The 22,997-nt window shown below is 42.9% G+C and carries 18 protein-coding genes; 7 read left to right on the forward strand and 11 right to left on the reverse strand.

The window, feature by feature from the left end; genetic code table 11:
• Positions 1–4: 4 nt before the first annotated feature.
• Together Q0590_RS06455 and Q0590_RS06460 are read right to left on the reverse strand one after the other, a co-directional pair.
• Positions 5–1,483, reverse strand: coding sequence for a RagB/SusD family nutrient uptake outer membrane protein (locus Q0590_RS06455; RefSeq protein ID WP_302036681.1), 1,479 nt, complete (start codon positions 1,481–1,483; stop codon positions 5–7).
• Positions 1,484–1,503: 20 nt separating this feature from the next.
• Entirely contained in the window at positions 1,504–4,467 is a 2,964-nt protein-coding gene (locus tag Q0590_RS06460) for a SusC/RagA family TonB-linked outer membrane protein (RefSeq protein ID WP_302036682.1), read from the reverse strand.
• A 504-nt stretch (positions 4,468–4,971) separates the two neighbouring features.
• On the opposite strand from Q0590_RS06460, the gene Q0590_RS06465 reads away from it, so the two are divergent.
• Positions 4,972–5,124, forward strand: a complete 153-nt coding sequence (locus tag Q0590_RS06465) for a 30S ribosomal protein THX (RefSeq protein WP_302036683.1) — start codon at positions 4,972–4,974, stop codon at positions 5,122–5,124.
• Positions 5,125–5,189: 65 nt separating this feature from the next.
• Here the strand turns inward: Q0590_RS06465 and Q0590_RS06470 are convergent, their stop codons facing one another.
• The 3 genes from Q0590_RS06470 to nhaD all read right to left on the reverse strand — a co-directional run bounded on the left by Q0590_RS06470 (position 5,190) and on the right by nhaD (position 9,013).
• On the reverse strand, positions 5,190–6,128 hold the full coding sequence (locus Q0590_RS06470; RefSeq protein WP_302036684.1) for a hypothetical protein: 939 nt from the start codon (positions 6,126–6,128) through the stop codon (positions 5,190–5,192).
• Between the two features lie 83 nt (positions 6,129–6,211).
• Positions 6,212–7,375 (reverse strand): CHASE2 domain-containing protein, encoded by a 1,164-nt coding sequence (locus Q0590_RS06475; protein WP_302036685.1) that lies wholly within the window; start codon positions 7,373–7,375, stop codon positions 6,212–6,214.
• Positions 7,376–7,741: 366 nt separating this feature from the next.
• A complete protein-coding gene (nhaD, locus tag Q0590_RS06480; RefSeq protein WP_302036686.1) occupies positions 7,742–9,013 on the reverse strand; it encodes a sodium:proton antiporter NhaD in 1,272 nt (423 codons plus the stop codon).
• 326 nt (positions 9,014–9,339) lie between these two features.
• Between nhaD and Q0590_RS06485 the strand changes: the two genes are divergently transcribed.
• Entirely contained in the window at positions 9,340–9,969 is a 630-nt protein-coding gene (locus Q0590_RS06485; protein ID WP_302036687.1) for a peroxiredoxin, read from the forward strand.
• A 119-nt stretch (positions 9,970–10,088) separates the two neighbouring features.
• Here the strand turns inward: Q0590_RS06485 and fumC are convergent, their stop codons facing one another.
• A complete protein-coding gene (gene fumC / locus Q0590_RS06490; protein WP_302036688.1) occupies positions 10,089–11,483 on the reverse strand; it encodes a class II fumarate hydratase in 1,395 nt (464 codons plus the stop codon).
• Between the two features lie 182 nt (positions 11,484–11,665).
• Between fumC and Q0590_RS06495 the strand changes: the two genes are divergently transcribed.
• From Q0590_RS06495 to Q0590_RS06505, 3 genes are read left to right on the forward strand one after another with little or no spacing between them, the layout of a single operon-like run.
• Complete coding sequence (locus Q0590_RS06495) at positions 11,666–12,031, forward strand: BlaI/MecI/CopY family transcriptional regulator (RefSeq protein WP_302036689.1); 366 nt, start codon at positions 11,666–11,668, stop codon at positions 12,029–12,031.
• 49 nt (positions 12,032–12,080) lie between these two features.
• Positions 12,081–13,550: a M56 family metallopeptidase gene (locus tag Q0590_RS06500; protein ID WP_302036690.1), complete on the forward strand. Its 1,470-nt coding sequence runs from the start codon at positions 12,081–12,083 to the stop codon at positions 13,548–13,550.
• 35 nt (positions 13,551–13,585) lie between these two features.
• A complete protein-coding gene (locus Q0590_RS06505; protein WP_302036691.1) occupies positions 13,586–14,794 on the forward strand; it encodes a carboxypeptidase-like regulatory domain-containing protein in 1,209 nt (402 codons plus the stop codon).
• 138 nt (positions 14,795–14,932) lie between these two features.
• Here the strand turns inward: Q0590_RS06505 and Q0590_RS06510 are convergent, their stop codons facing one another.
• Positions 14,933–15,190, reverse strand: coding sequence for a Lacal_2735 family protein (locus tag Q0590_RS06510; protein WP_302036692.1), 258 nt, complete (start codon positions 15,188–15,190; stop codon positions 14,933–14,935).
• A 73-nt stretch (positions 15,191–15,263) separates the two neighbouring features.
• Here Q0590_RS06510 and Q0590_RS06515 point away from each other — a divergent pair, with 73 nt between their 5' ends.
• On the forward strand, positions 15,264–16,856 hold the full coding sequence (locus Q0590_RS06515) for an ATP-dependent DNA ligase (RefSeq protein WP_302036693.1): 1,593 nt from the start codon (positions 15,264–15,266) through the stop codon (positions 16,854–16,856).
• A 70-nt stretch (positions 16,857–16,926) separates the two neighbouring features.
• Positions 16,927–18,156: a PQQ-dependent sugar dehydrogenase gene (locus Q0590_RS06520; protein WP_302036694.1), complete on the forward strand. Its 1,230-nt coding sequence runs from the start codon at positions 16,927–16,929 to the stop codon at positions 18,154–18,156.
• Positions 18,157–18,380: 224 nt separating this feature from the next.
• On the opposite strand, the gene Q0590_RS06525 is transcribed toward Q0590_RS06520, so the two are convergent.
• The 4 genes from Q0590_RS06525 to Q0590_RS06540 form a co-directional block, all read right to left on the reverse strand.
• On the reverse strand, positions 18,381–19,268 hold the full coding sequence (locus Q0590_RS06525) for an AraC family transcriptional regulator (protein ID WP_302036695.1): 888 nt from the start codon (positions 19,266–19,268) through the stop codon (positions 18,381–18,383).
• A gap of 109 nt (positions 19,269–19,377) precedes the next feature.
• Positions 19,378–20,805 (reverse strand): putative oxidoreductase C-terminal domain-containing protein, encoded by a 1,428-nt coding sequence (locus tag Q0590_RS06530; RefSeq protein ID WP_302036696.1) that lies wholly within the window; start codon positions 20,803–20,805, stop codon positions 19,378–19,380.
• Between the two features lie 84 nt (positions 20,806–20,889).
• The gene (gene manD, locus Q0590_RS06535) at positions 20,890–22,095 is read right to left on the reverse strand and encodes a D-mannonate dehydratase ManD (RefSeq protein WP_302036697.1); all 1,206 of its coding nucleotides are present in this window, start codon (positions 22,093–22,095) and stop codon (positions 20,890–20,892) included.
• Positions 22,096–22,192: 97 nt separating this feature from the next.
• Positions 22,193–22,996: a ThuA domain-containing protein gene (locus tag Q0590_RS06540; protein WP_302036698.1), complete on the reverse strand. Its 804-nt coding sequence runs from the start codon at positions 22,994–22,996 to the stop codon at positions 22,193–22,195.
• Position 22,997: the final 1 nt, after the last annotated feature.

The following is a 22,997-nucleotide window of genomic DNA, read 5'->3' on the forward strand; positions in this document are numbered from 1 at the left end:
TTAGTTAATAGCCTGGATTTTGTGTGAGCACTCCCCCACTGGCATCTATCTGCGATTGAGGGATAGGCATTAATTCATGTTTGCCGGCTACAAAGTTTTTACCTGCTGCTTGCAATACCTGTGCTGCTCTGCCTTGGCGTACTAAATCCCAGAAGCGGTCGTGTTCCATGGCTAGTTCTACTCTTCGCTCCTGCCAGATAGCATTGCGCATCTGCGTCTGATCTACAAAAACTACATCTGGCAATATAGCCGGGTTGTCTTCTCTGGCTCTGGCCCGCACCATATTTAAGGCCATGGTAGCCGCTGCACTATTGCCTAATTCATTAGCCGCTTCGGTATGCATTAACAGGATATCAGCATACCGCAGCAAACGGATATTTTTACCTGCATCGCCTATTCCACACCCAGAACGTGGTTCGTTTTGTCCAACATAGGCTTTTTGATTATACCTGGGATTGGGTGCTGTTTCTGCTACCGTAAAGCCATCGGACAAGGTTTCTCCACGAGATAAAATGGTGGCATCTCTTCTAGGGTCGCCTGGCTCATAGGCATTGAGCAGGTTTTCTGAAGGTGTATTGAATCCCCAGCCTATCTGCCCTCTCACCGATTGTACTTCGGCGTATTGCGAGCCTAGCCCGCATTGTGGGGTAGCCGCTGCCTGCACTTCAAATACAGATTCTTTGCCATTTTCACCTGCTTCTGTAAATATTACCTGGTAAGGGGTAGACAAATCATACTCGCCGGAAGTAACAATCTCCTCAGTTAAGCGGAACACATCAGGCCATTCTTTCAGGTACATATGCACTTTGGCTAAAAAACCTTTTGCAGCACCCTTGGTAGCCCGGCCCAATTCCGACTGTGGATAGGCACTTTTCTCAGGCAACACGGCAATTGCTTCTGTTAAATCTTGTTTGATCAGGGCATAAATCTCCTGACTGGATGACCGGGGAATTACCTCCGCATTTTCTGTAGCTACTTCCAGTATTTTTGGAACGCCACCGAAAGTTCTCACCAGGTTAAAATAAAAATAGGCCCTCAGGAATTTTGCTTCGGCGATGTAGCGGCTTTTCAGCTCTTCATCCATTTCAATAGCTGGCACCCGTTGAATTACCTCATTTGCCTTAGCAATACCGGCATATTGCCCGTTCCAGAAATCATTAAAGAAAAAATTAGTAGGTGTAAAGGTAAAATTATCCAGTTCACCCATAAATGGTGCATCTCCAGGATCGCTGCCCTTATCTGCGTTATCAGACGTAACACTGGTAATACCAATAAAAGCAAATACATGTGTTGGCCATTGACGGAGCTGCCAGTAAATAGCATTTGTCGCTTTTAACGCACCCTCTGCACTGCTAAAAAAATCAGGTGTGATTTCTTCCCCTTGCGGCCGTTGATCCAGAAAATCGTCGCCACAAGATTGGGTGCCTAGCAATAATGTACCTGTTAATGCACAGGCTAGTATATGTTTTATATATGTTTTCATAATTTCTCTATTATACCTGTTTAGAAACCAAAATTTAACCCGACAGTATAGGTTGCATATACCGGTACCAGATTTAAATCTACTCCCCGGCTTAGGGCATCGTTTCCGCCAATTTCAGGGGTAAAACCAGAATAAGGTGTAAAAGTGATCGGATTCAGTGCATTTACATATACCCGTAGTGTAGACAGTTTCACCCGTTCTACCAGGGCTTTTGGGAAAGTATAGCCAATCTGTATATTCCGCAGCCGCACAAATGATCCGCTTTCTATATAATAATCAGACACATCGTAGTTTTGTCCGCCATTGGTTACGCGGGGCTCTGTGTTAGATGGGTTTGCTGGCGTCCATCGGTTGAGAATTACCTGCTCGTAGTTTTCGTTTCCGAAGCGGACCGCACGTTTACCATTGTAAATCTTATTCCCGTGGTTGCCTTGCACATCAAAAGCCAGATCAAAGCCTTTATAGGCGAAGTTACTGTTGAACCCCCAGAATACTTTAGGAATGGATGAACCCAAGTATACTCTGTCGCTGGCATCTATCACATTGTTGGCATCTACATCCCGGAATATTAAATCGCCAGGTTGGGCATCTGGCTGGGCACTGCCAGCAATCTGGCTTTCATCCTGGAAAATACCCAGCGTCTGATACCCATAAAACCCACCTATAGGAAGGCCAATATTTGTAAGTGTTACATTCCGGCCGTTGCCCAGGCCACCCCCTATAATCGGAATGCCGCCATTTCCTAAATCAGTAACTTCATTGTGTACCGTAGTCAGGTTAGCACCTACACTATAGGTAAAGGGCCCGGTTTCGTTTTGCCAGCCAAGAGAAAATTCAAATCCGCTGTTTATTACACTGGCTGCATTGGTTAAAATAGGTTCTGGGCTACCGGCTATATCTACTTCCAGAATAATATCAGAGGTTTTGCGGTTATAATAGTCTGCTTCAAAAGTCAGGCGGTTGCTGAGAAAAGATGCTTCTAACCCAATATCTGTTTGAGTTACCACTTCCCATAATAAATTAAAGGCCGTAGCTCTCAACTCTGTTGCACCGATCTGGGGTGTCTGGGTAGGCCCAAAAACGGCATCCAGATTGGGTGCTATTCTGGGGAAATAGGCGTAGTTTGGAACATTAATATTGCCTATCTGCCCATAACTTGCCCGCAGTTTCAGGTTGTCGAACAGGTTTACATTCTGCATAAAAGGTTCTTCGCTGATACGCCAGCCAAGGCCTATAGCCGGGAAGTTGCCAAAGCGGTTGTTTGTCGGGAACCGGGATGATCCGTCTCTGCGGAAGCTGGCGGTTAATAAATACCTGTCCAGTAACGTATAATTTACCCGGAATAAATAGGAAAGATAGGTAAAGGTGTTCCCTTCATCGGTAACAGTCTGTCCTACGGCATTTCCTAACCGCAGATATTGTACATCTGAACTATATCCGGGCACATCCAGCCGGGAACCACTTAATTCATCGTAGGTGGTTTGTTGAGAGGTGTAGCCTACTAACGCAGTCAGGTTATGTATATCGTTGAAGCTTTTGTTATAGGAAAGGGTATTTTCCCAAAGCCAGGTATTGTTGGTATTCTGGCTTCTGTTCAACCGGCTCCGCTCATTGAATTGTGAAGGTGATACTCTGTACACTGGCGTAAACTGGCTGCTTCTGTTGTAGGCCATATCTACCCCATAACTGGTGCGCAAGGTAAAATTCTTAAGAAAGGTGAGTTCACCAAACACATTACCTACTATGCGCCCCCCTTTTGTTTGGTTATTGTTATACGCCAGTTGTGCTACCGGATTGGCTACTGTGGTAGCTGTTGAAAACCCATACACTCCATTGGCATCCACAGGCACTACGGTTGGGTCCATCATGTAGGCATTCTGGATAATGCCGCCGGGGAGGTTGTTCGTATGTTCATACGATAAGGCCACATTATTGCCTAATTTCAGAAAATCGGTTGCCTGGTAGCTATTGTTGAACCGCAGTGTATAGCGCTTATAATCAGAAGTTTTTACGATCCCTTCCTGCGAAAAATAGCTTCCGCTGATACTATAGGTGGTTTTTTCACCGGCACCCATTGCACTTACCTGGTGGTTCTGAATAAAGCCGGGTTGAAAAATTTCATCAAACCAGTTAGTACCCTCACCTAAAGCAGACGGATCGGGATATCTGGGTGACGCGCCCGGATCTGTATTAACGATGGCTTCATTTATTAATGCCCCATACTCGGAAGCATTGGCCATTTCTATGCGGTTCGTTACACTCGTATACCCTGCATAGCCGTCGTAGGAGAAGGAGGCTTTGGCGCCGCGTCCGGTTTTAGTAGTAATAATTATAACCCCATTTGCCCCTCTTACCCCATAAATAGCCAATGAGGAAGCATCTTTCAGCACATCCATTGATTCAATATCTCCGGGGTTAAGGTAGCGTATATCATCTACAAACATACCATCTACCACATATAGCGGATTGCTATTTCCGGTTGTACCCACCCCACGTATCCGTACAGAAGGGGCTGCCCCAGGCGTGCCTTGATTCGTAGTAATCAATACGCCGGCTGCCTTACCTTGTAACGCCTGTTCAGCATTTGATACTGGCCGGTTGGCTATGTCTTCTTGCTTGATGGAAGAAATGGCCCCGGTTACGTCAGCTTTTCGCTGAACACCATAGCCTACCACCACTACTTCGCTTAACGATTGTACATCTGTTACCAGTCCAACATTTATGACTGACTGATTATTCACTGGTATTTCTTCCGTGGTGTATCCCACATAACTATAGGTTAGTACCGCATTTTCGGGAACACTAATGCTGTAATTGCCTTCAATGTCTGTCTGGGTTCCGGTAGTAGAGCCTTTTACTACTACGTTTACCCCTACCATTCCTGAGCCATCTTCCTGGTCGGTAACCTTACCGGTTACAGTTTGCTGTGCCCACGCCGAACACACAGCTGCCAGAAGCATGCATAATGTAAGCTTAATTTTCATAGGTTTTAACTGGTTGAATTGTTGTTGGTATTTTACTTTTACTACTTAGTTGAGCTAGCCGATACGCGCACGTATGTAAACTATCTGGTAACATGCAAGCAAATTACATGTGATCGGAGGAGACCGGATTTACATAATCAGGTGTACTTTCAACACGAACTTTCGGGAATGAATTGATGATAACATTGCATAACATATGGGTTATTGTAGATACATAAGTTAACTTTGTTACTCATACGGTAAATAACCTTGTAAGGGTGGCATATTTGTGCTTATTTATCATAAATTATCACTATTACAAGTAACTTTAATTCATAGACCATTTACTAACCAGGGGGTTGTCTCAAATAAAGCAATGCAGGCTTCATGCTGAAACCATCAGACAAGGTATAGTTACAGGAGGCTGTAGAGGAAACTGTTTGAATAAATAATTCACGCTTTGCTTGACAATTGCTTTGGCAGCAAGTACTTTAGCACTGTTAAACCAACTTACAATTATTATTTATGGGAAAGGGAGATAAAAAATCGAAAAAAGGGAAGCTTTTTATGGGCACATTCGGCAATAGCCGCAAACGCAGTTCAGCGGTTAAAGTAGCTGAAGTTGCTACAGATGCCCCTAAGGAAGCAAAACCTGCTGCTAAAAAAGCTAAAAAATAAAAACTATACAATCAAAAAAGCCCTGTTGATTATTCAGCAGGGCTTTTTTGGTTTAATTGATCAGCTTATTTCTGAAAATTATTCCTGTCCAGGAACTGCTGATAAGCAGTTTTATAATCTTCTACACTGGGTTGTAATTTAATCGCTTCTTCATAAGCTTTCATGGCATCTAGTAACAGGTTGTTCTCTTCAAAAAACGATGCCTGTAATAGTTTGCTAACCGAGGTTTCTTCTTTTCCTTCTTTGAGCTGGGCTAACTTTTTGTTGATAGTTAGTGCATCCTCTGGGCTTACTTTCGCAATGCTATACTTTTCGAATGTTGCACTTGGCCTGTCTATAGAACTGATGGCCACCAGGTAGCTGCTTTCTTTCCGTAATGTAGCCTGACTTAAGTCCAATGTGAACATTGTATCGGCTGTAGTAGCTGAGTACAAAACTTCATCAAACATATCCAACACATTAATTTTGTAGCTTCTTGTGCCTGGTAATTTGTTCCATTTTAAAAGCACCTGGTCGCTGAAAGTATGGGTTGGTTTGGCAGCAGGCATACGCGCTACTATCTCGTATTCGCCTCTCTCTACTTTACCTTCAATACCCATGTTGCTGTGGCGGTTTTTGTTTACATCTTCTTTTTCCGCTTTTGTAATCTCATTAATCATAAAATCTACATACTTCTGGTTGAAGGTAGCTTGTGAGGTAGCAAGTTTGGTAGCCAATTCGCTGGCTGAAAAAGTGCCTGGTGTTTTCAGCTCCAGTGTTCGGCCACTTTTATGTACCAGGCCCAGAAAGCTATCGGGCGCCAGCTTAATTTTATCTTCCTTGGTAATTTTTTGTCCTGTCTTTAAAGATTTCCAGTCGGTTGCTGCACTTCCTCTGGCTACTGAATTGCTTCCGCTACTGGCCAGTACTTTAAATACATACTCCTGCGGACTGGTGGTACTTTGTGCAAATACTGCCTGACATAAGGAAGTATAAACTACTAACAACAATGTAATAATTTTCATGTTTGTAAAAAGTTATTTGTAAGGATCACTTACATTCTCTGGTTCCCTTAATGCCTTTTCGCAATTCCAGGACCTCATTCCTCCTAAGTGACCTGCTTTTTTGATTTATTAGAAACAAATTTAATAAAATGTGTGCGGTTATACATCCGCAATACAATATGATAATACAACTCCAGTGCATTGCTTGACAGCAAAACTGCTGCCAAAGCTAATGTAAGATTTATTTTTAAATTGAACATATAAAACAAAGCCACTACCACGTACATAATAATACAGGTCTGCATCAGTTGCCAGATAATAGTTAAGCTGTCGTACCAGTCGCCAAAGTGGTTCATGATGAGGGTAAACAAAACCACATTCAGGAAACACAACACTACTGCAATAACAATTTCTATAACCGTTGGCGCATCATTAATGTATTCTTCCCGCAAAATCATGGATATACTATTGGCATGCACCACTACGCCGTACATGTCTGGATGGGCTTTGCCTACATAATTTTCATTCAGCGGGGTATAGAGTTTATCTTCCAGGGTACGCGACTGAAAATTCTCCCCCATATATCCCATTAACACAATCTTATCTTTCAGGAAAGAGCCATCCCATTCCGGATCAAAAACTTCTGCAACATCTACTGCATAAAACGACCCGGACGTAAAATTGCCCCGGTAATTGATGTATTCATAGGCATTATCTCTTTGCAGAAAGCGTTTAATTATGGATGGCTGATATACTTGCGCCACCTTTACCGGAAAAGCCAGCTCAGTATGGCCGCGTACGTTTTCTTTCGGACTAAAACTCCGGCACGACTTGTAGTAATCATCACTTTCTACGATCAGGTTAGCAAAGCCGGTAGTTCCATGCAATGTAAACATAGGATGCGAAGTCTCCAGGGTATCGTATTGGTTGGTTTCCTTATTAAACTGATGAACGCCACTTACCAGCACCAGATTATCTACACGAGCCATGGCATGAGCCAGTGCCGTATCCCCTTCCAGGCTTTTGGGGGTGCGGAAGGCAGCATCTATGCCGATTACCTTAGGCTTGTATTGATTAATAATGTTGATCTGTTCTGCAATACCTGCCCTGTTTAACCTACCAATGTTTACCAGTACAATGTTAGTATCGGCCTTGTATAATGTATCGGGTCGTAGTTTAGAAAATACAATATCTGTCAACTCAAAGTCGTCGAAGGTAGACTCTACCGGATTGAGCACATCCGATTGTATGGGAATAGAGGATAGCATACCCAGAATGGCAAAAATGAACAGGGTGCATAAAAAATTATGCTTGCTCCATAGATCTTGCCTTAATTTTTTTGGTAGCATTCCTTTATTCTAGTATAATCAATCTTTCAGAATGGGTAGTATCAACAGGTATTAATGAAGAAACAAGCGACAGGTAATCTTATCCATAAAAAAATGTATCTGTATCGTACCTGCTGTATAGTAAAGTCTGGTTGTTAACTGGTTCGCAGGTATCAATTTACAAAAAAAATATGGAAATTGCAGGACTGTTTTATGCGTGGTTACATAAATAAAAGAGACTGCATATTTCTAAATGCAGTCTCTTTTATTTTATGAATATCTATGCTATAAATTATTACCCAAGCATTAATGCGTTATACTATAGATTCCCAGATACGTAAGGGCTCCGGCTATATATCCTATCAAGGCCAGCAAACTGATCCGTTTGATGTACCACATAAAATCTATTTTCTCCATACCCATTACAGCTACGCCTGCTGCAGAACCAATAATTAATATACTGCCGCCAGTACCAGCACAATAGGCTAAAAATTCCCATAATTTAGAATCTGTAGGGAAGGTGTTCATATCATACATACCCATAGTGGCCGCTACTAATGGCACATTATCGATTATGGCAGAGGCTATGCCAATGGCTATAACGATAATATCCAAGTTACCGATAGTTTCGCTCATCCATGTGGCCAGATCAGTAAGTAAGTGAGTAGCCTCCAGCGAGCCAATGGCAATTAATATTCCTAAGAAGAACAATACACTGGATGTGTCTATTCGAGAAAGGGCATGGGCAGGCGTATATGGATGGCGCTCTTCTTCGTCTTTATCACTATTAATCAACTCCGATACTACCCACACTACCCCTAATGAAAAGAGCATGCCCATGTAAGGCGGCAGGTGGGTAACGGTTTTGAAAATAGGCACAAATATGAGTCCGCCAACACCTACAAAAAACATTAATTTGCTTCTCTCATGAGCGTTATCTTCTACTTCTAACGCTTCTCCGTGTATATCTCCCTTCATCCGGAAAGAAAGAACCAGCAGAGGCACCAGAATGCATACCAGACTTGGAACAATTAACTCTTTAATAATGGCGAGGGCGGAAATTTGTCCGCCAATCCAGAGCATCGTAGTGGTTACGTCCCCAATGGGCGACCAGGCACCGCCGGCATTCGCCGCAATAATGACCATACCAGCATAGAACTTCCGTTGTTCCTGGTCCGTAATGAGTTTTCGTAACAGCGAAACCATTACAATAGATGTAGTCAGGTTATCGAGAACAGCTGACAAAAAGAACGTGATAAAAGACAATACCCATAATAATATACGGCTATTCTTAGTCGTAATCCGGTCGGTAATTACTTTGAAGCCATGGTGTGCATCTACCAACTCTACAATAGTCATGGCTCCCAGCAGAAAGAATAGAATTTCGGATACAGCCCCCAGATGATGGGATAGCTCTTCTACTACCGCTTCCGGGTTTTCATGGGTAAACAGTACATATACTGTCCAGCAAAGCACACCCGTAATTAAGGCAGATGCTGTTTTGTTGATTTTGATAGGATGCTCGAAAGCAATAGCCAGGTACCCGACTACAAAAATTCCTATGATCAGTCCGTACATAAATTAAAAGGTTTGGGCGAATAAGGTTTGTTGAGTGTTAATGAAAATTACTAAAAAATGAGTGGCGACAAATATAAAGAAAGTATTGAATTAAGAAAGTTATATTTTCTTCTGGTTTAAGAAAAATTTACCAAATCCGGAAACTGAGTAGTATGTCAAGCATATATAAAAATTACAAGTGTTTGTTGTAATTTTTTAAGCAAATAAACACCTACCTAGAAAAAACACTATTTCTGATTGCTTAATTGTAGCATAACCCATAGTTTTGCATAAAGTAAATCTGGCAAGCGGCCAGTTAATTTCGTCTATAAAAATTACTATATATTATGTCATTAGTAGGAAAAAAAGCACCGGCGTTTAGTGCCCCTGCCGTAATCAATGGAGAAGAACTTGTAGAAGATTTCTCTTTGGATCAGTATCTGGGCAAAAAAGAAGTTATTTTCTTCTTCTATCCAAAAGATTTTACATTCGTATGTCCCACGGAGATACTGGCTTTCCAGGAAAAATTAGCTGAGTTTGAAAAAAGAAATGTAGCCGTGGTGGGTTGTTCTACCGACACAGAAAACTCCCACTGGGCATGGTTGCAAACCCCTAAAGACAGAGGCGGTATTCAGGGAGTTACATATCCTTTGGTAGCGGATGTAGCCAAAACCATTTCTTCTAACTTTGGCGTACTGGCCGGCCACTATGACTATAATGAAGATGGCGATATGGTTTTCCATGGAACTCCTGTTGCCTACAGAGGTACATTCCTGATAGACAAAGCCGGTGTAGTAAGACACTGCGTAATTAATGACCTGCCGCTGGGCCGTAATATTGACGAAGCCATCCGTATGGTAGATGCCCTGCAATATGTAGAAAAGCATGGCGAAGTTTGCCCGGCCAACTGGGAAGAAGGCAAAGATGCGATGAAAGCTACAAACGAAGGAGTAGCCAGCTACTTAGCTTCTCACTAACAAAATAACCAAATACAAGATAACTCCATAAAAAATCCCCGTAGAGAAATATTCTGCGGGGATTTGTATTTTATAGGGTATGCGAATAGAAGGTATCGGAAACTGGTTTGCAGTATATTTTACTTCAACCCGCCAATCATGTCTTTGGCAACAACCCACTGGTCAAACTGCTCGGAAGTAAGCAGATTCAGGGCAATGGCAGCCTGGCGAAGAGATGTGCCTTCTTTATGAGCTTTCTTAGCTATTTTAGCAGCATTCTCATAACCGATATGCGGATTAAGCGCCGTTACCAGCATCAGTGAATTCTCCAGATTTTTCTCAATCACCGGATAGTTTGGCTCAATACCTACTACACAATTTTTATCGAACGAATCGCTGGCATCGCCAATCAGGCGGGCAGCCATTAAGAGATTGAAGATAATAACCGGCTTAAATACATTCAATTCAAAATGGCCGTTCATCGCACCTACCGTAATAGCTGCATCGTTGCCAATTACCTGGGCACACACCATCGTTAAGGCTTCTACCTGTGTAGGATTTACTTTCCCTGGCATAATAGAGGAACCTGGCTCATTTTCAGGAATGAGTATTTCTGCAATCCCGGAACGTGGACCAGAAGAGAGCATCCGGATATCGTTGGCTATTTTCATCAGGCTTACGGCCAGGCCTTTTAATGCACCAGAAGTAGCTACAGCTGCATCGTGAGCAGCCAAAGCTTCAAATTTATTAGGAGCCGTTTTAAAGGGATGACCTGCAAATTCAGAAATTTTCCGGGCCACTAGTTCGGAATAGCCTTTTGGGGTATTTAATCCGGTTCCAACAGCCGTACCACCCAGGGCCAGTTCAGATAAGTGTGTTAACGTATTTTTCAGTGCCTGAATACCGTTTTCCAGTTGGGCCACATAGCCGGAGAACTCTTGCCCTAAGGTGAGTGGCGTAGCATCCATAAAGTGGGTACGGCCAATTTTCACCACATCTTTAAATGCTTCTGATTTCTGCTTTAAAGAATTTTTTAGCTTCTCTACCATTGGAATTGTGTGCTCTACTACTATTTTGTAAGCAGCAATACTCATAGCCGTTGGGAATGTATCGTTCGACGACTGCGATTTGTTTACATCGTCGTTGGGGTGGATCTTCTTTTTATCGTCCATCAAATTTCCGCCAAGCAGCACATGCGCCCGGTTGGCTACTACCTCATTCACATTCATATTTGACTGTGTACCCGAACCAGTCTGCCATACAACCAGTGGGAACTGGTCGTCTAACTTACCCTCCAGCACTTCATCACAGACCTGCGCTATGATATCTGCTTTGTCAGCGGCTAAAACACCTAATTCCTGGTTGGTGCGGGCAGCCGCTTTTTTCAGAATGGCAAAGGCGCGTATAATTTCAAGGGGCATCTGATGGCCGCCAATAGTAAAGTTTTCTTTGGAACGCTGGGTTTGTGCACCCCAATACTTGTCGGCAGGTACTTTTACCTCGCCCATGGTGTCTTTTTCTATACGGAATTCCATAACGCTTTCAGATTTTTGTCTGCGAATTAACGAAGAAAAGTTGAGGAAGCGTAGGGAAAAATCGGAAAATACACAGCAAGCCCACTTCATCCATCCTACAACTTAAACTCTAACTAAAATTTTTCGTTATATAACTATACATTATAGTTGCATAACTAATTTCTATAGTTTATATTTATTGTATGGAAAAGCTAACACCAAAAGAAGAGGAAGTACTGCAATTATTGTGGGAAGTAAAAAAGGGCTTTGTAAAAGAACTGCTTGCCCGGATGCCAGAACCAAAACCCCACTACAACACCCTCTCTACTATTATCCGCAATCTGGAAGAGAAAGGCTATGTAGGCTATACGGCCTATGGAACTACCTACGAATATTATCCGCTGATCAGCCAGGAGCAATACAAGGAAAACTCTATAGCTAAAATTCTTTCCCGCTACTTTGATAATTCTTATAAGAACCTGGTAGCTTTTTTTGCCCAGGAAGAAAAAATCAGTGCCGAGGAGTTAAAGGAGATTATGGAGATTATTAACAAACAAAAGAATACATAAGATGAATGCTTTGTTCCTATACTTGTTAAAAGTCAGTCTTGCCCAGTGTATGTTATTCGGAGTGTACTGGCTGTTTCTCCGGAAGGAAACATTTCACCAGGCTAACCGGTTTTTTTTGCTGGGAATTCTGGCTAGCTCGCTGGTTTTGCCTTTGCTTCCCTTCCCTGATTTTGTGCCGGATAAGGCTGTTCATTCAAGTACACCAGTTTCTTCGGTACAAACTGCCTATTATACATTGATTTCGCAGCCATTACCTGCCTCATCCAGCATGCCGGTAGAATTGGCAGCATCTATGGAAGTAAGTACGCTTATTTACTGGAGTGTAGTCAGCATGCTCATTATGTATTTTGTCGTGCAAGTACTGGCGTTGTATCGCATTATCCGCCGGTCTGTTATTCAAACCCACCGGCAGTACATTCTGGCAACTTCCCGGGCAGTCGGCAACCCTTTTTCTTTCTTCCGGTACATTGTTGTGCCTGCGCAGTCTGTTCACGAACCCTCTTTTGAGCAGGTTCTCCGGCATGAGCAAGTGCACGTACAGCAATGGCATACCTTAGATATTTTACTGGCCGAAGTGTACACCGTATTCTTCTGGTTTAATCCGTTTGCCTGGTGGCACAAGAAGATGATCCGGCTTAACCTGGAATACCTGGCAGATAAAGGCGTACTGGCAGCTGGCATACACAGCCAACAATATCAACTCAACCTCTTGAAAATAACACTGGAACAAGCCAACCTATCCCTTGCCAACAACTTTAACCGCTCGTCTGTCCGGAAACGTATTTTGATGATGAACAGCCCCTATTCTTCTCAAATGGCCAGATTAAAATATTTACTATGTATTCCTCTTTTATGTGGGCTATGTATGCTATTTGGCCTGACTAAAGCCGAGGAAGTAGAAAGCAACCTTACTGCCTTTTCCAGCAACTTATCAACGGTTGTACAAAAATCCACCTGGAAGGCAACAAAGCAAGGAAATACAAGAATAATTAATGGAATAGTGAAGGATGCAGACACCGACAGGCCTATACACAGAGCACACATTAAAGTAAAAGGTCAGTCGACGGATGTCATAACAGATGCATTGGGCAGATTCTCTATTGATGTGGATCAAAAAGATAAGGTATTAGTTGTTGAAACATTTCCTTATCAAGGCATAGAAATGGCGCTTACTCCATTGAACGAAATGACGATTCTCCTGAGATTAAGTGACAGAGCCAGATACGAGGGCAACAGATTTGGCCCCAATGGAATCTTTGTTGGCGGCAGCTCAGTTTTTCGTTCAAGCTTTAACGAAATTATTACGCTATATAAACCAGTAGCCATTATGGAGTCTCCTAAACCTTTACCAGACTCGGTAATGTATATTATTGACGGAAAAAAGGTAGATAAAACGGCTATACAAGCACTCAATCCGGAAATGATAGAGAAGGTAATTATTTATAAGCGGTACGAAGCTGAGCAGCGGTTTGGCAAAGGAGCAGGCCCGGGTGTAGTGGATGTGTATACAAAAAAGTAAAGTTATTTTCCTTCATATATCCCTATACAGCGCAGATGGCCATTATAAAGTATACCTTATTCGTAATCTTACTATGGGTAAGCTTTTCTGCGCAGGCACAAGGGCCATTAAAAGGCAGAGTGGTAGATGGAGAAACCAATGAGGCTTTGCCTTTTGTATCTGTTTTTGTAAATACCACCACTATTGGTACCACTACCAACGAAAAAGGAGAATTTACCCTTAGCTTACAACCTGGTACCTATGAAATAGTAGTATCCTATATTGGGTACGAACCTATTATTTACCAGGTGGATATGAACCAGCCGCCACCTTCTATTTTATTCAAGCTTACCCCCAAAGAATTTACCCTTTCGGAAGTGGAAGTAACTGCCCAGCGGGATAGTTCCTGGTATGTAAATCTGGAAGTATTTAAGGAGAATTTTTTGGGTAAAAGCCAGCTAGCCCGCCAATGCAAGTTGCTGAATCCGGAAGTGTTGATCATTTCCTTCAATCCGCAAACAGGTGTACTGGATGTAAAAGCTAGGGACATGCTTCAGATAGAAAACCCGGAACTAGGGTACCGGATAAAATATGTGTTAGTAGAATTCAAATACTTTACCCAAGAAAACTATGTAACGTACCTGGGTTATCCGAGGTATGAACCTATGCTGGGAAAGAAAGCAAAGGATAAACGATGGAGCAAAAACCGCCAAAAAGCCTACAATGGTTCTGTGATGCATTTTGTACGGGTGTTACGTAAACAGCAACTTCAGGAAGAAGGTTTTAATTTACGGCGGCTTATCCGTACGCCCAACCCCAACCGGCCAAGTGAAGAAGAACTGGAAGCTGCCCGCGAACAACTCCGGCAACGGGGAGGCGATAGCAACTTATCTAAAAATGATCCTATTTCTATTACTTTATCCAAAGCCAGTTTACCTAAAATTCTAGAACAGCTGGATACAGCTAAGGTGCCCTACCAGACCTACCTCTGCCCGACAGATAAAGGAGTTACTATGGCTTTTGAAGGATATTTCCAGGTAGTGTATACGGGCGAAAAGGAGGAATCAGGGTATGTACAAGCCAGCAGCCAGTTTCAGCGTAGAGGACCCACCTATCAAACATCAGTTATTTCTCTAAATGTAGACGCTGTACTGCTGGAAGAAACAGGCAATATTGTAGAACCTTTGGACGTCTTGTTTGAAGGGTATTGGAGCTGGGAAAAAATAGGCGATATGCTCCCTCAAGATTATGGTTTAGGTAAGTAACCCTGATTAAGAGTATGGACCTGGTTTATCCCGGCGTTATAAATGCGCGACATCCCTGGCCATGAAGGCACACCTATCAGCGAGGTTGCAGTCAAGACTGGCTACATCTGTTAGTAGTTTGAATAAACTATTTTTCTTTTACTCCGCTTTTTTCTTTTTAGCCACTATTTCATCCATCACTTTTTCTGCTTCCGCCGTTTTCAGGGCAAATGCCCGCATATCGCCGGCTCGCTGAATATCTCTGGCTTCCTGCATCAGTTGTTCATATTTCTTTTGCAATAGGGCAGTTTCATCTTTTTTCTTGAATAATCCGAACATGAGTTTCTGAGAGTAGTTATATGGTAAGAAGTCTATAGAATCTACAACTCCAAAAGCAGCCGTATGTTTAGCAAACATCCTAATTAGCTGGCTTTCGTATAGAAACAAATCCTGTAACTCTCTAAATCCCGTAACTCGTGGTTCAGCGTATATGAAAAACTTTGCCAGCCTGTTTACCGAACTCGACCAGACCAACAAAACCAACGACAAAATTGCCATTCTCACCAGATATTTCGGCCAGGTAGATGATGCAGATAAAGTATGGGCATTGGCATTGCTTTCCGGTAAACGGCCAAAGCGCCAGGTAAACACCACCCTGCTCCGCACCTGGGCCATGGAAGTAAGCGGCATTCCGCCCTGGCTTTTCGAAGAATCGTATCATGTAGTAGGCGACCTGGCAGAAACGATTTCTTTGTTGCTGCCTCCTCCTCAAAAAACCTCGGATAAAAGTTTAACCGAATGGGTAGCTTTTTTGCAGACTTTACCAGCCATGGATGAAACAGATCTCAAGGAAAGTGTAATTGCCGCCTGGGAAGAATTAACTACCCAGGAACGCCTGGTATTTATTAAACTCATGACTGGCGAATTCCGGATAGGTGTATCGCAGAACCTTGTCGTCAAAGCCTTGTCTGTCTTAACTGGCAAAGAAACCTCTGTCATTGCTCACCAGCTAATGGGGAAGTGGAATCCGGTGGAAACCAGTTTTGAAACCCTGATGTCGGATGAAGAAGATGCCAGCAGTGTTTCCCGCCCCTATCCTTTTTTTCTGGCCTATGCTATAGAAGACACGCCCGATTTTTTGGGCAACCCGGAAGACTGGCAAGCTGAATGGAAGTGGGATGGTATCCGGTCGCAAACCATAAAGCGGCAAGGGGAATTATTCGTCTGGTCAAGAGGGGAAGATCTGGTAACAGATAAATTTCCGGAGTTGCAGGCACTCAAGCATGAATTGCCAGACGGCACCGTCATAGACGGAGAGATATTGCCTTTTCTGGAAGGAAAAATTATGCCTTTTAGTGTGTTGCAAACCCGTATTGGCCGCAAAAACATCACCCCAAAATATTTAAAAGAAGCCCCCATTATTATTGTAGCCTATGATCTGCTGGAATGGGAGGGCAAAGATATCCGGTCGGAACCTCTGGCCTATCGGAGAAAACTGCTGGAGCAAGTAATTGATACACTTACTACCGAAGTTATTACCTACTCTGATCCGGTCCGCTTCAGCAGCTGGGAAGAATTAACCAAGATCCGCACCAAGTCCAGGGAAAATTTTGCGGAAGGATTAATGTTAAAACGCCTGGCCTCTTCTTATCAGACTGGCCGCAAACGTGGCGATTGGTGGAAGTGGAAAATAGAACCCCTGACTGTAGATGGCGTACTTATTTATGCGCAGAAAGGCCATGGCCGCCGGGCAGACTTATTCACCGATTATACCTTCGGCGTATGGCAGGGCGATACCTTAGTTCCTTTTGCCAAAGCATATTCAGGCCTTACTGACAAAGAAATTAAACAGGTAGATACATTTGTCAGGAAAAACACCTTTGAAAAATTTGGCCCGGTCCGTACAGTAAAACCTGAACTGGTGTTTGAAATAGCATTTGAAGGCATACAAGCCTCTAACCGGCATAAATCTGGGGTGGCCGTACGTTTCCCGCGCATACTCCGCTGGCGGCATGACAAGCCTGCTTCTGAGGCTGACAGTATACAGCAACTTCAGGCCCTATTAAAGGTTTATTTGGAATAAATCGTATAACCTATTCAACTTGACACCGTATTGAAAAAAAGAATGAATTACCAATCAATTGTCACCAGTTATGAGAATATGTAAACCGTTTATTGCTGCAAGCCTGTTCAGCGCTTGCCTTTTTTTTCCAAATTTATACCTATCTGCCCAGGATGCGAATACTATGGACGATGCCTCCAAAGCAGAAGGCGACCTGATTACTTCTAAGGTAGAAGGCAATATATTTAAACCTGCCTTGGTAGATGCCACCGACGAGCGCATAAAACAACTGAAAGTTCCGGCAGGATTTACTGTAACAAAGTTTGCCGGAAACTTGGGCAAACCCCGCATGCTTGCTGTCAGCGACAAGGGGCATGTTTATGTAACCAACCGCGATGAAGGTACGGTTACCTTGCTACGCGATACCAACAATGATGGAAAAGCAGATGAAAACAAGGTAGTAGCCAAACGGGAGAAGATGCACGGTATTACTATCCACCAGAATAAAATGTATCTGATTACAGTAGAAGATGTATTTACCACCGATATAAAAGAAGATGGCACCTTAGGGGAACTGAAAATGATTATGGAAGGCTTACCGGATGGCGGACAGCATGCGAACCGTACCATTGCCGTTGGGCCAGATAATATGCTCTATATTTCTGTAGGCAGTACATGCAATGCCTGTGAAGAAACCAGTGAAGAAAGTGCTACCATGATCCAAGCAAAATTAGACGGATCAGATAAAAAGATATTTGCCAAAGGTTTACGGAACACCATCGGTTTCGACTGGCATCCACAAACCAAGGAACTCTATGGCATGGACCACGGCATTGACTGGCTGGGTGATGAATCCCAGAAAGAAGAATTAAATAAGCTGGTAAAAGATGGAAATTATGGATGGCCGTATGTGTATGAAGATGGTAAACCCAATTTAGCAGATACTCCTCCCCAAGGCCAGACGTTTGAAGAATATGCCAAAAAAACCAAATTTCCAGAACTTACTTATACTGCTCACAGTGCGCCTTTAGCGATGAAGTTTTACACAGGTGCGCAATTTCCTGCGGAATATAAAAACAGTGCGTTTATAACCCTGCGTGGTTCCTGGAACCGGGCCGAGCCTTCGGGTTACAAAGTAATACGGCTGAAATTTGAAAATGGCAAACCGGCCGGCTTTGAAGATTTCTTATCCGGCTTTTTAATTGATAATAACAAAAGCCAGTTTGGCCGGGTGGTAGGCCTTACGCAACACACAGATGGCTCACTGTTAATTACGGATGATAACAATGGGGTCGTATACCGGGTAGCGTATAAGCAATAATTCTTTATAAATAAAAGACGTGCTACTTATTTGGTAGTATATACTAGAAAACCTGTTAGGTTTCCAACACCTAACAGGTTTTTTAAGCTTTGTATGTTTGCAAGACGTCAGTAGTTACTGACAACTATTCCCGTAAACGGGTACCATTGCGGTGAAGCCTTCTGGCAAGACAAGGCCGCTTGACGGTGAATAGAGTGTTAAGAACCGTATTTAATCCAATTTATTTATAAGGATTTAACTGATATACACATATCAAAAATATGTAATCCTTCCGGATGAGTTTTTGCGTCGTTCAAATGATTCAAATATACGCCTCTACTATCTGGTTGGTATCCACTACTTGGAAACCATTCATTATACAAATAGTCCCAGGCAGTAAAACAATCCTCTAGGGTGCCCTCTTTGTGAAGAACAACATACTTTCCTCCAGGTATGATGGATTTACCAATAATGCCTTCTCCGTCAATTTCTTTCGGAACTGATAAGCAAACATCCGCTTGAACCTTACCATTAGCATCTGGCATGCTTCGATAGACCGTTAATGCTTTTGTAGTAGGAAAATTCACTAGTCCTCTTGCCGCTGCCCATTTCATCAAGGTGGAGAACATACTCCCAAAGCCCTCTGAATCGTGCACATGTATGGAATGGTTTCTCACATACACTACAGGAAGGAGAGCCAATTCTTTGACCTCAATGTTGACTACTTTGTTTTGTTCCATAGATTTTTGTATTTGGTTATTTTCTATGGGTGCAAAGTAGCCGTCCTTTGCTTTTAACAGTTGTCCTAACTTGCTATTGTATTGTCCGATCTTGCTATTTTTATTTAAGTGATGTTCTCTCCATTGCGTAGGGCTTTGCTTGTTGATTCTTTTAAAGCTTTTGGAAAAAGACGCCACATCTGAATAGCCTACATAATAAGCCAGTTCTGTAATAGGAATTACTGAACTATTGAGTAGCCTAAATTGTGCTCTACCTATTCGTAACTGCATTTTATATTCATTGGGAGGTATGCCAGTAACTGCTTTAAATAGTCGATGGAAATGAAACTTTGAAAAATTGGCATTCTCCGCTAACTCCTCCAGAGAAACTTCTCTATCTAAGTGAAGTCTCATATAATCAATAGCTTTATTGATTCTGAAAATATACTCTTGCAATGATTTTTCTTGCACCAAACTACTTATTGACTTTTTGATTTGCCCCTTATTTTTATGATTGCTAACACTATCGTGCCGACAAATTGGAAGAAGCTTTGGCTTTGCTTAACGCCTGAGTAGTAGTATAATATTTCGCCAGCATATTGGGCACTTCCCAATCAGGTAGTTTCCCGGCTTCCAGGTATTGCAAAAAACGCTGCGCTACTTCTCCAAAATGTGCCTCATGGCCGGTGCGGTACTTTTCCGGAATTACTATTTGCCATTTCTCAGCAGATAGCTTCTTCAACTCTACGCCGGCATACTTGCTTTTAATTTTTTCAAACGCCTGTACCAGGGCTTTTTCATCTATTTTTGTTTTAGGAGCAGGTTCCAGATACAGCTCTGGTACATATTTTTGCTCAGCTCCCTGCCGGATTACCAGGTTAGCTTTGGAACCTTTCATAATGGAATAATGGGTATCGCCTGCCCCTTCCGGCGCTTTATAGTTCCAGATAACGGAAACTTTGGCGTGTATTCCTTTCAAGGTATAATTAATTTCTCCATTCGAATATACATTCAGGTTAGTATCCTTTACTACATCTTTACGCAGGTATTCCGGAAAATCGGGCTGCCCGGTGATTAAGGCAAACTGGCTGCGGGTCATGGGAGTGGGCCAACGTTTTACCTGTAAAATTTCAATATCTTTCTGGTAATCTATGGTTTGTTCCGGAAAGCACTCCCATTGTACTAAGTCTACCAGGTGGGTAGTTACATCTACAATCCCTTCGCCTTGCTGGGCTACATCCATAAACCAGGCCGGACGCTTCAACGGACTGCCGGAAACATACTTATAAAAATGATGTACACTTTCTTTGGTTACTGCCGGATCTTTTACCGTGCCTTTTTGTAGTTCGCCGAATATCTCCGGTAGTTGTGCCAGTTCTTTCTGTAAGACAGTGGTAATCTCCGACCGTTCCGTCATAATATCATAGAGAAGTACCTTGTTTTTTTCAGCTGCCTCGAATGAAGCTTTTAATAGTTCAAACCCCTCTGTATCTATACACATGGGTTTATCGGCGAGTACATGCAGCCCAGCATCTATCGATTCTTTAATGTATTCTGTCTTTTTCAGATTGTTTCCTGAAATTACTACTACATTACCTTTTTTCTGCTCAACCATCTTTTGCAGAAAATCCGGTCCGGTATACACTTCTTCTTTCCAGTGGGTTGGGTTTTCCTGCCGGCTGTTGTAGCCTTCTATCCTTTTAAGGTGGTCCTGCACATCACTTCCTTCGGGCGCATACACATGTACTGTAGAATCTACCTTATCGAACATAGTTTTCTGCACCAGTGCCGCATGAAAATGCCCAGGGTCTAAGGTAATAAGTCTGACCATGTTGGAATTAGTCGTAGTTGCTTTGTCTGTTGTTTCTTCGGTCTTTTTTTCTTCCGGAGCACAAGCCATCAGTAAACTTCCCATCAGCACTGCTCCGGCCAGGTTTTGAATATGTTTCATAAATATTGATTTAGGTATTCTAACTTTACGCGGCTCTACCCTTTATTTTCAAATGTTAAATTTCCACATTTTCAACTTGTTTTCCTACCAATCAAACAAGGTCCCATCTTCTTTACGGTTTACAGGCAGGTAGGCCCGCTGATACGGATAGGTAGCGGCTAGTTCCTCATTGAAATCTACCCCAAGACCTGGTTCATCCCCCGGATACATATAGCCTTTTTCAAATGCATAGGCATGCGGAAAAACATCATTAGCTTCTGCCGGATGTTTCATGTATTCCTGAATGCCGAAATTATTTACGGCTAGGTTAAAGTGCAGGGCAGCTGCCATAGTAATAGGAGACAAATCCGAAGCGCCATGAAAGCCGGTTCGCACCTGATAGATGGAAGCCAGTGCCGCTACTTTCTGCATAGAGGTAATGCCGCCACCCCGCAAAATAGACATGCGGATATAATCTATCAGTTGCTCGGTAATAAGCGTCGTGTAATCATAAACCGTATTGAATACTTCGCCTACAGCCAGTGGTGTAGTCGTATGTTTACGGATCAGCCGGAAGCTTTCTTGTAACTCTGCCGGTGTGGTATCTTCCAGCCAAAATAAATGATAAGGTTCCAACTCTTTACCTAATCGGCCCGCTTCAATAGGTGTAAGCCGGTGATGGCAGTCGTGCAGCAAGTGAATATCATCTCCTATGGCATCGCGTACTTTCTGGAAAAGTTTCGGTGTAAAATTCAGGTATTTCTCTGTAGACCATTCATACTCGGTAGGCATCCCACGTTGGGCAGGTTCATAGGTTTTCCCCTTTGCCACCCCATAGGTACTTTTTAAACCTGGAATGCCACTCTGGGCACGCACGGCTACATAGCCTTCGTCCACATATTTTTGCACATTTTCAATGGTAGCTTCTATTGTTTCTCCATACGCGTGCGGATATACCATTACTCCTTGCCGGCTTTTGCCACCCAACAGGTTATACACTGGTGTTTTCAGGGCTTTTCCTTTAATATCCCACAGGGCCATATCTATCGCTGCCACCGCCGACATGGTAACCGGGCCTCTGCGCCAGTAGGCTCCTTTGTAGAAATAATGCCAGATGTCTTCAATCTGGAATGGATCGCGGCCAAGCAGGCAGGGTATACAGTAATCTTCCAGATAGGACACTACAGATTTTTCCCGTCCATTCAAGGTACCATCGCCAATTCCATAAATTCCTTCGTCGGTATAAATTTTAAGCGTTACAAAGTTTCTGCCGGGTGAGCAGACAAATACTTTGGCATCAGTTATTTTCATATAGTGAAAGTCAAAGAGGAGTTTAGTACGTAGACATTAAAAGTTAGAAAACAGAAGAGGCTAACTCCTCTGGCCTTTACCTACTATGTACACCCAATTATTTATAGGCAGAAGCTTTGGTATAATTCAGTTCATAATTATTGCCAATAGCGTATTGAATGCCTCCCAGGATGTGTTTCATAAAAGCGGGATCTGCATAATCTTCGGGACTATGGCCGCCAGCGGTGTAAAATGACCGGCCACCTTCAAATTCATGATACCAGGCAAATGGATAATTAGCTGTATGCCGCTCGCTTTTGAAGGTAGTAGTATCTAGTGTAGCCAGCACTTTAATATCCGGATTGATGTCCCGGAAAAAATACCACTCGTCGTACCGCTGCCAGCGTTTAGGCAGGTGTTTCGTGGAAAGATGCGTTTGGTCCGTTACCTCAATAGTACCATTCTGAATTGGTGGATGCCATACAAATACGGCTCCTACCAGTTTACCATACCAGGGCCATTCCCGTTCGGTTCCAGTTGCTGCATGTACGCCTACAAAACCTCCGCCAGCCCGGATATACCGCTGAAAGGCTTCTTTTTGTTCAGGTGTAAACACATCCTTGTTGGAACTTATAAAAATAAGGGCACTGTATTGCTTTAACTTTTCATCCGTAAAATATTCCGAGCTTTCGGTAGTATCTGCCAGAAATCCATTTTCTTCACAGAGTTTTTTCACAGCGATTTTAGCAGGTTCAATAGAAGCATGCCGGTAGCTATCTGGGGCAGTTTTAGTAAAAATAAGTACCCGTTTTTCTTGCCGCACTTTTGCTGAAGAAGCACTTGATGATTTGCTACAGGAAAAAGCAACAAAAGCAGAAAACAGCAGAAAAAAGGCTGCGTAGTAAAAAGATCTATAGTTCATT

Origin of the sequence: Rhodocytophaga aerolata (assembly GCF_030503435.1) — a bacterium.
In the GTDB taxonomy this organism is placed as follows: domain Bacteria; phylum Bacteroidota; class Bacteroidia; order Cytophagales; family 172606-1; genus Rhodocytophaga; species Rhodocytophaga aerolata.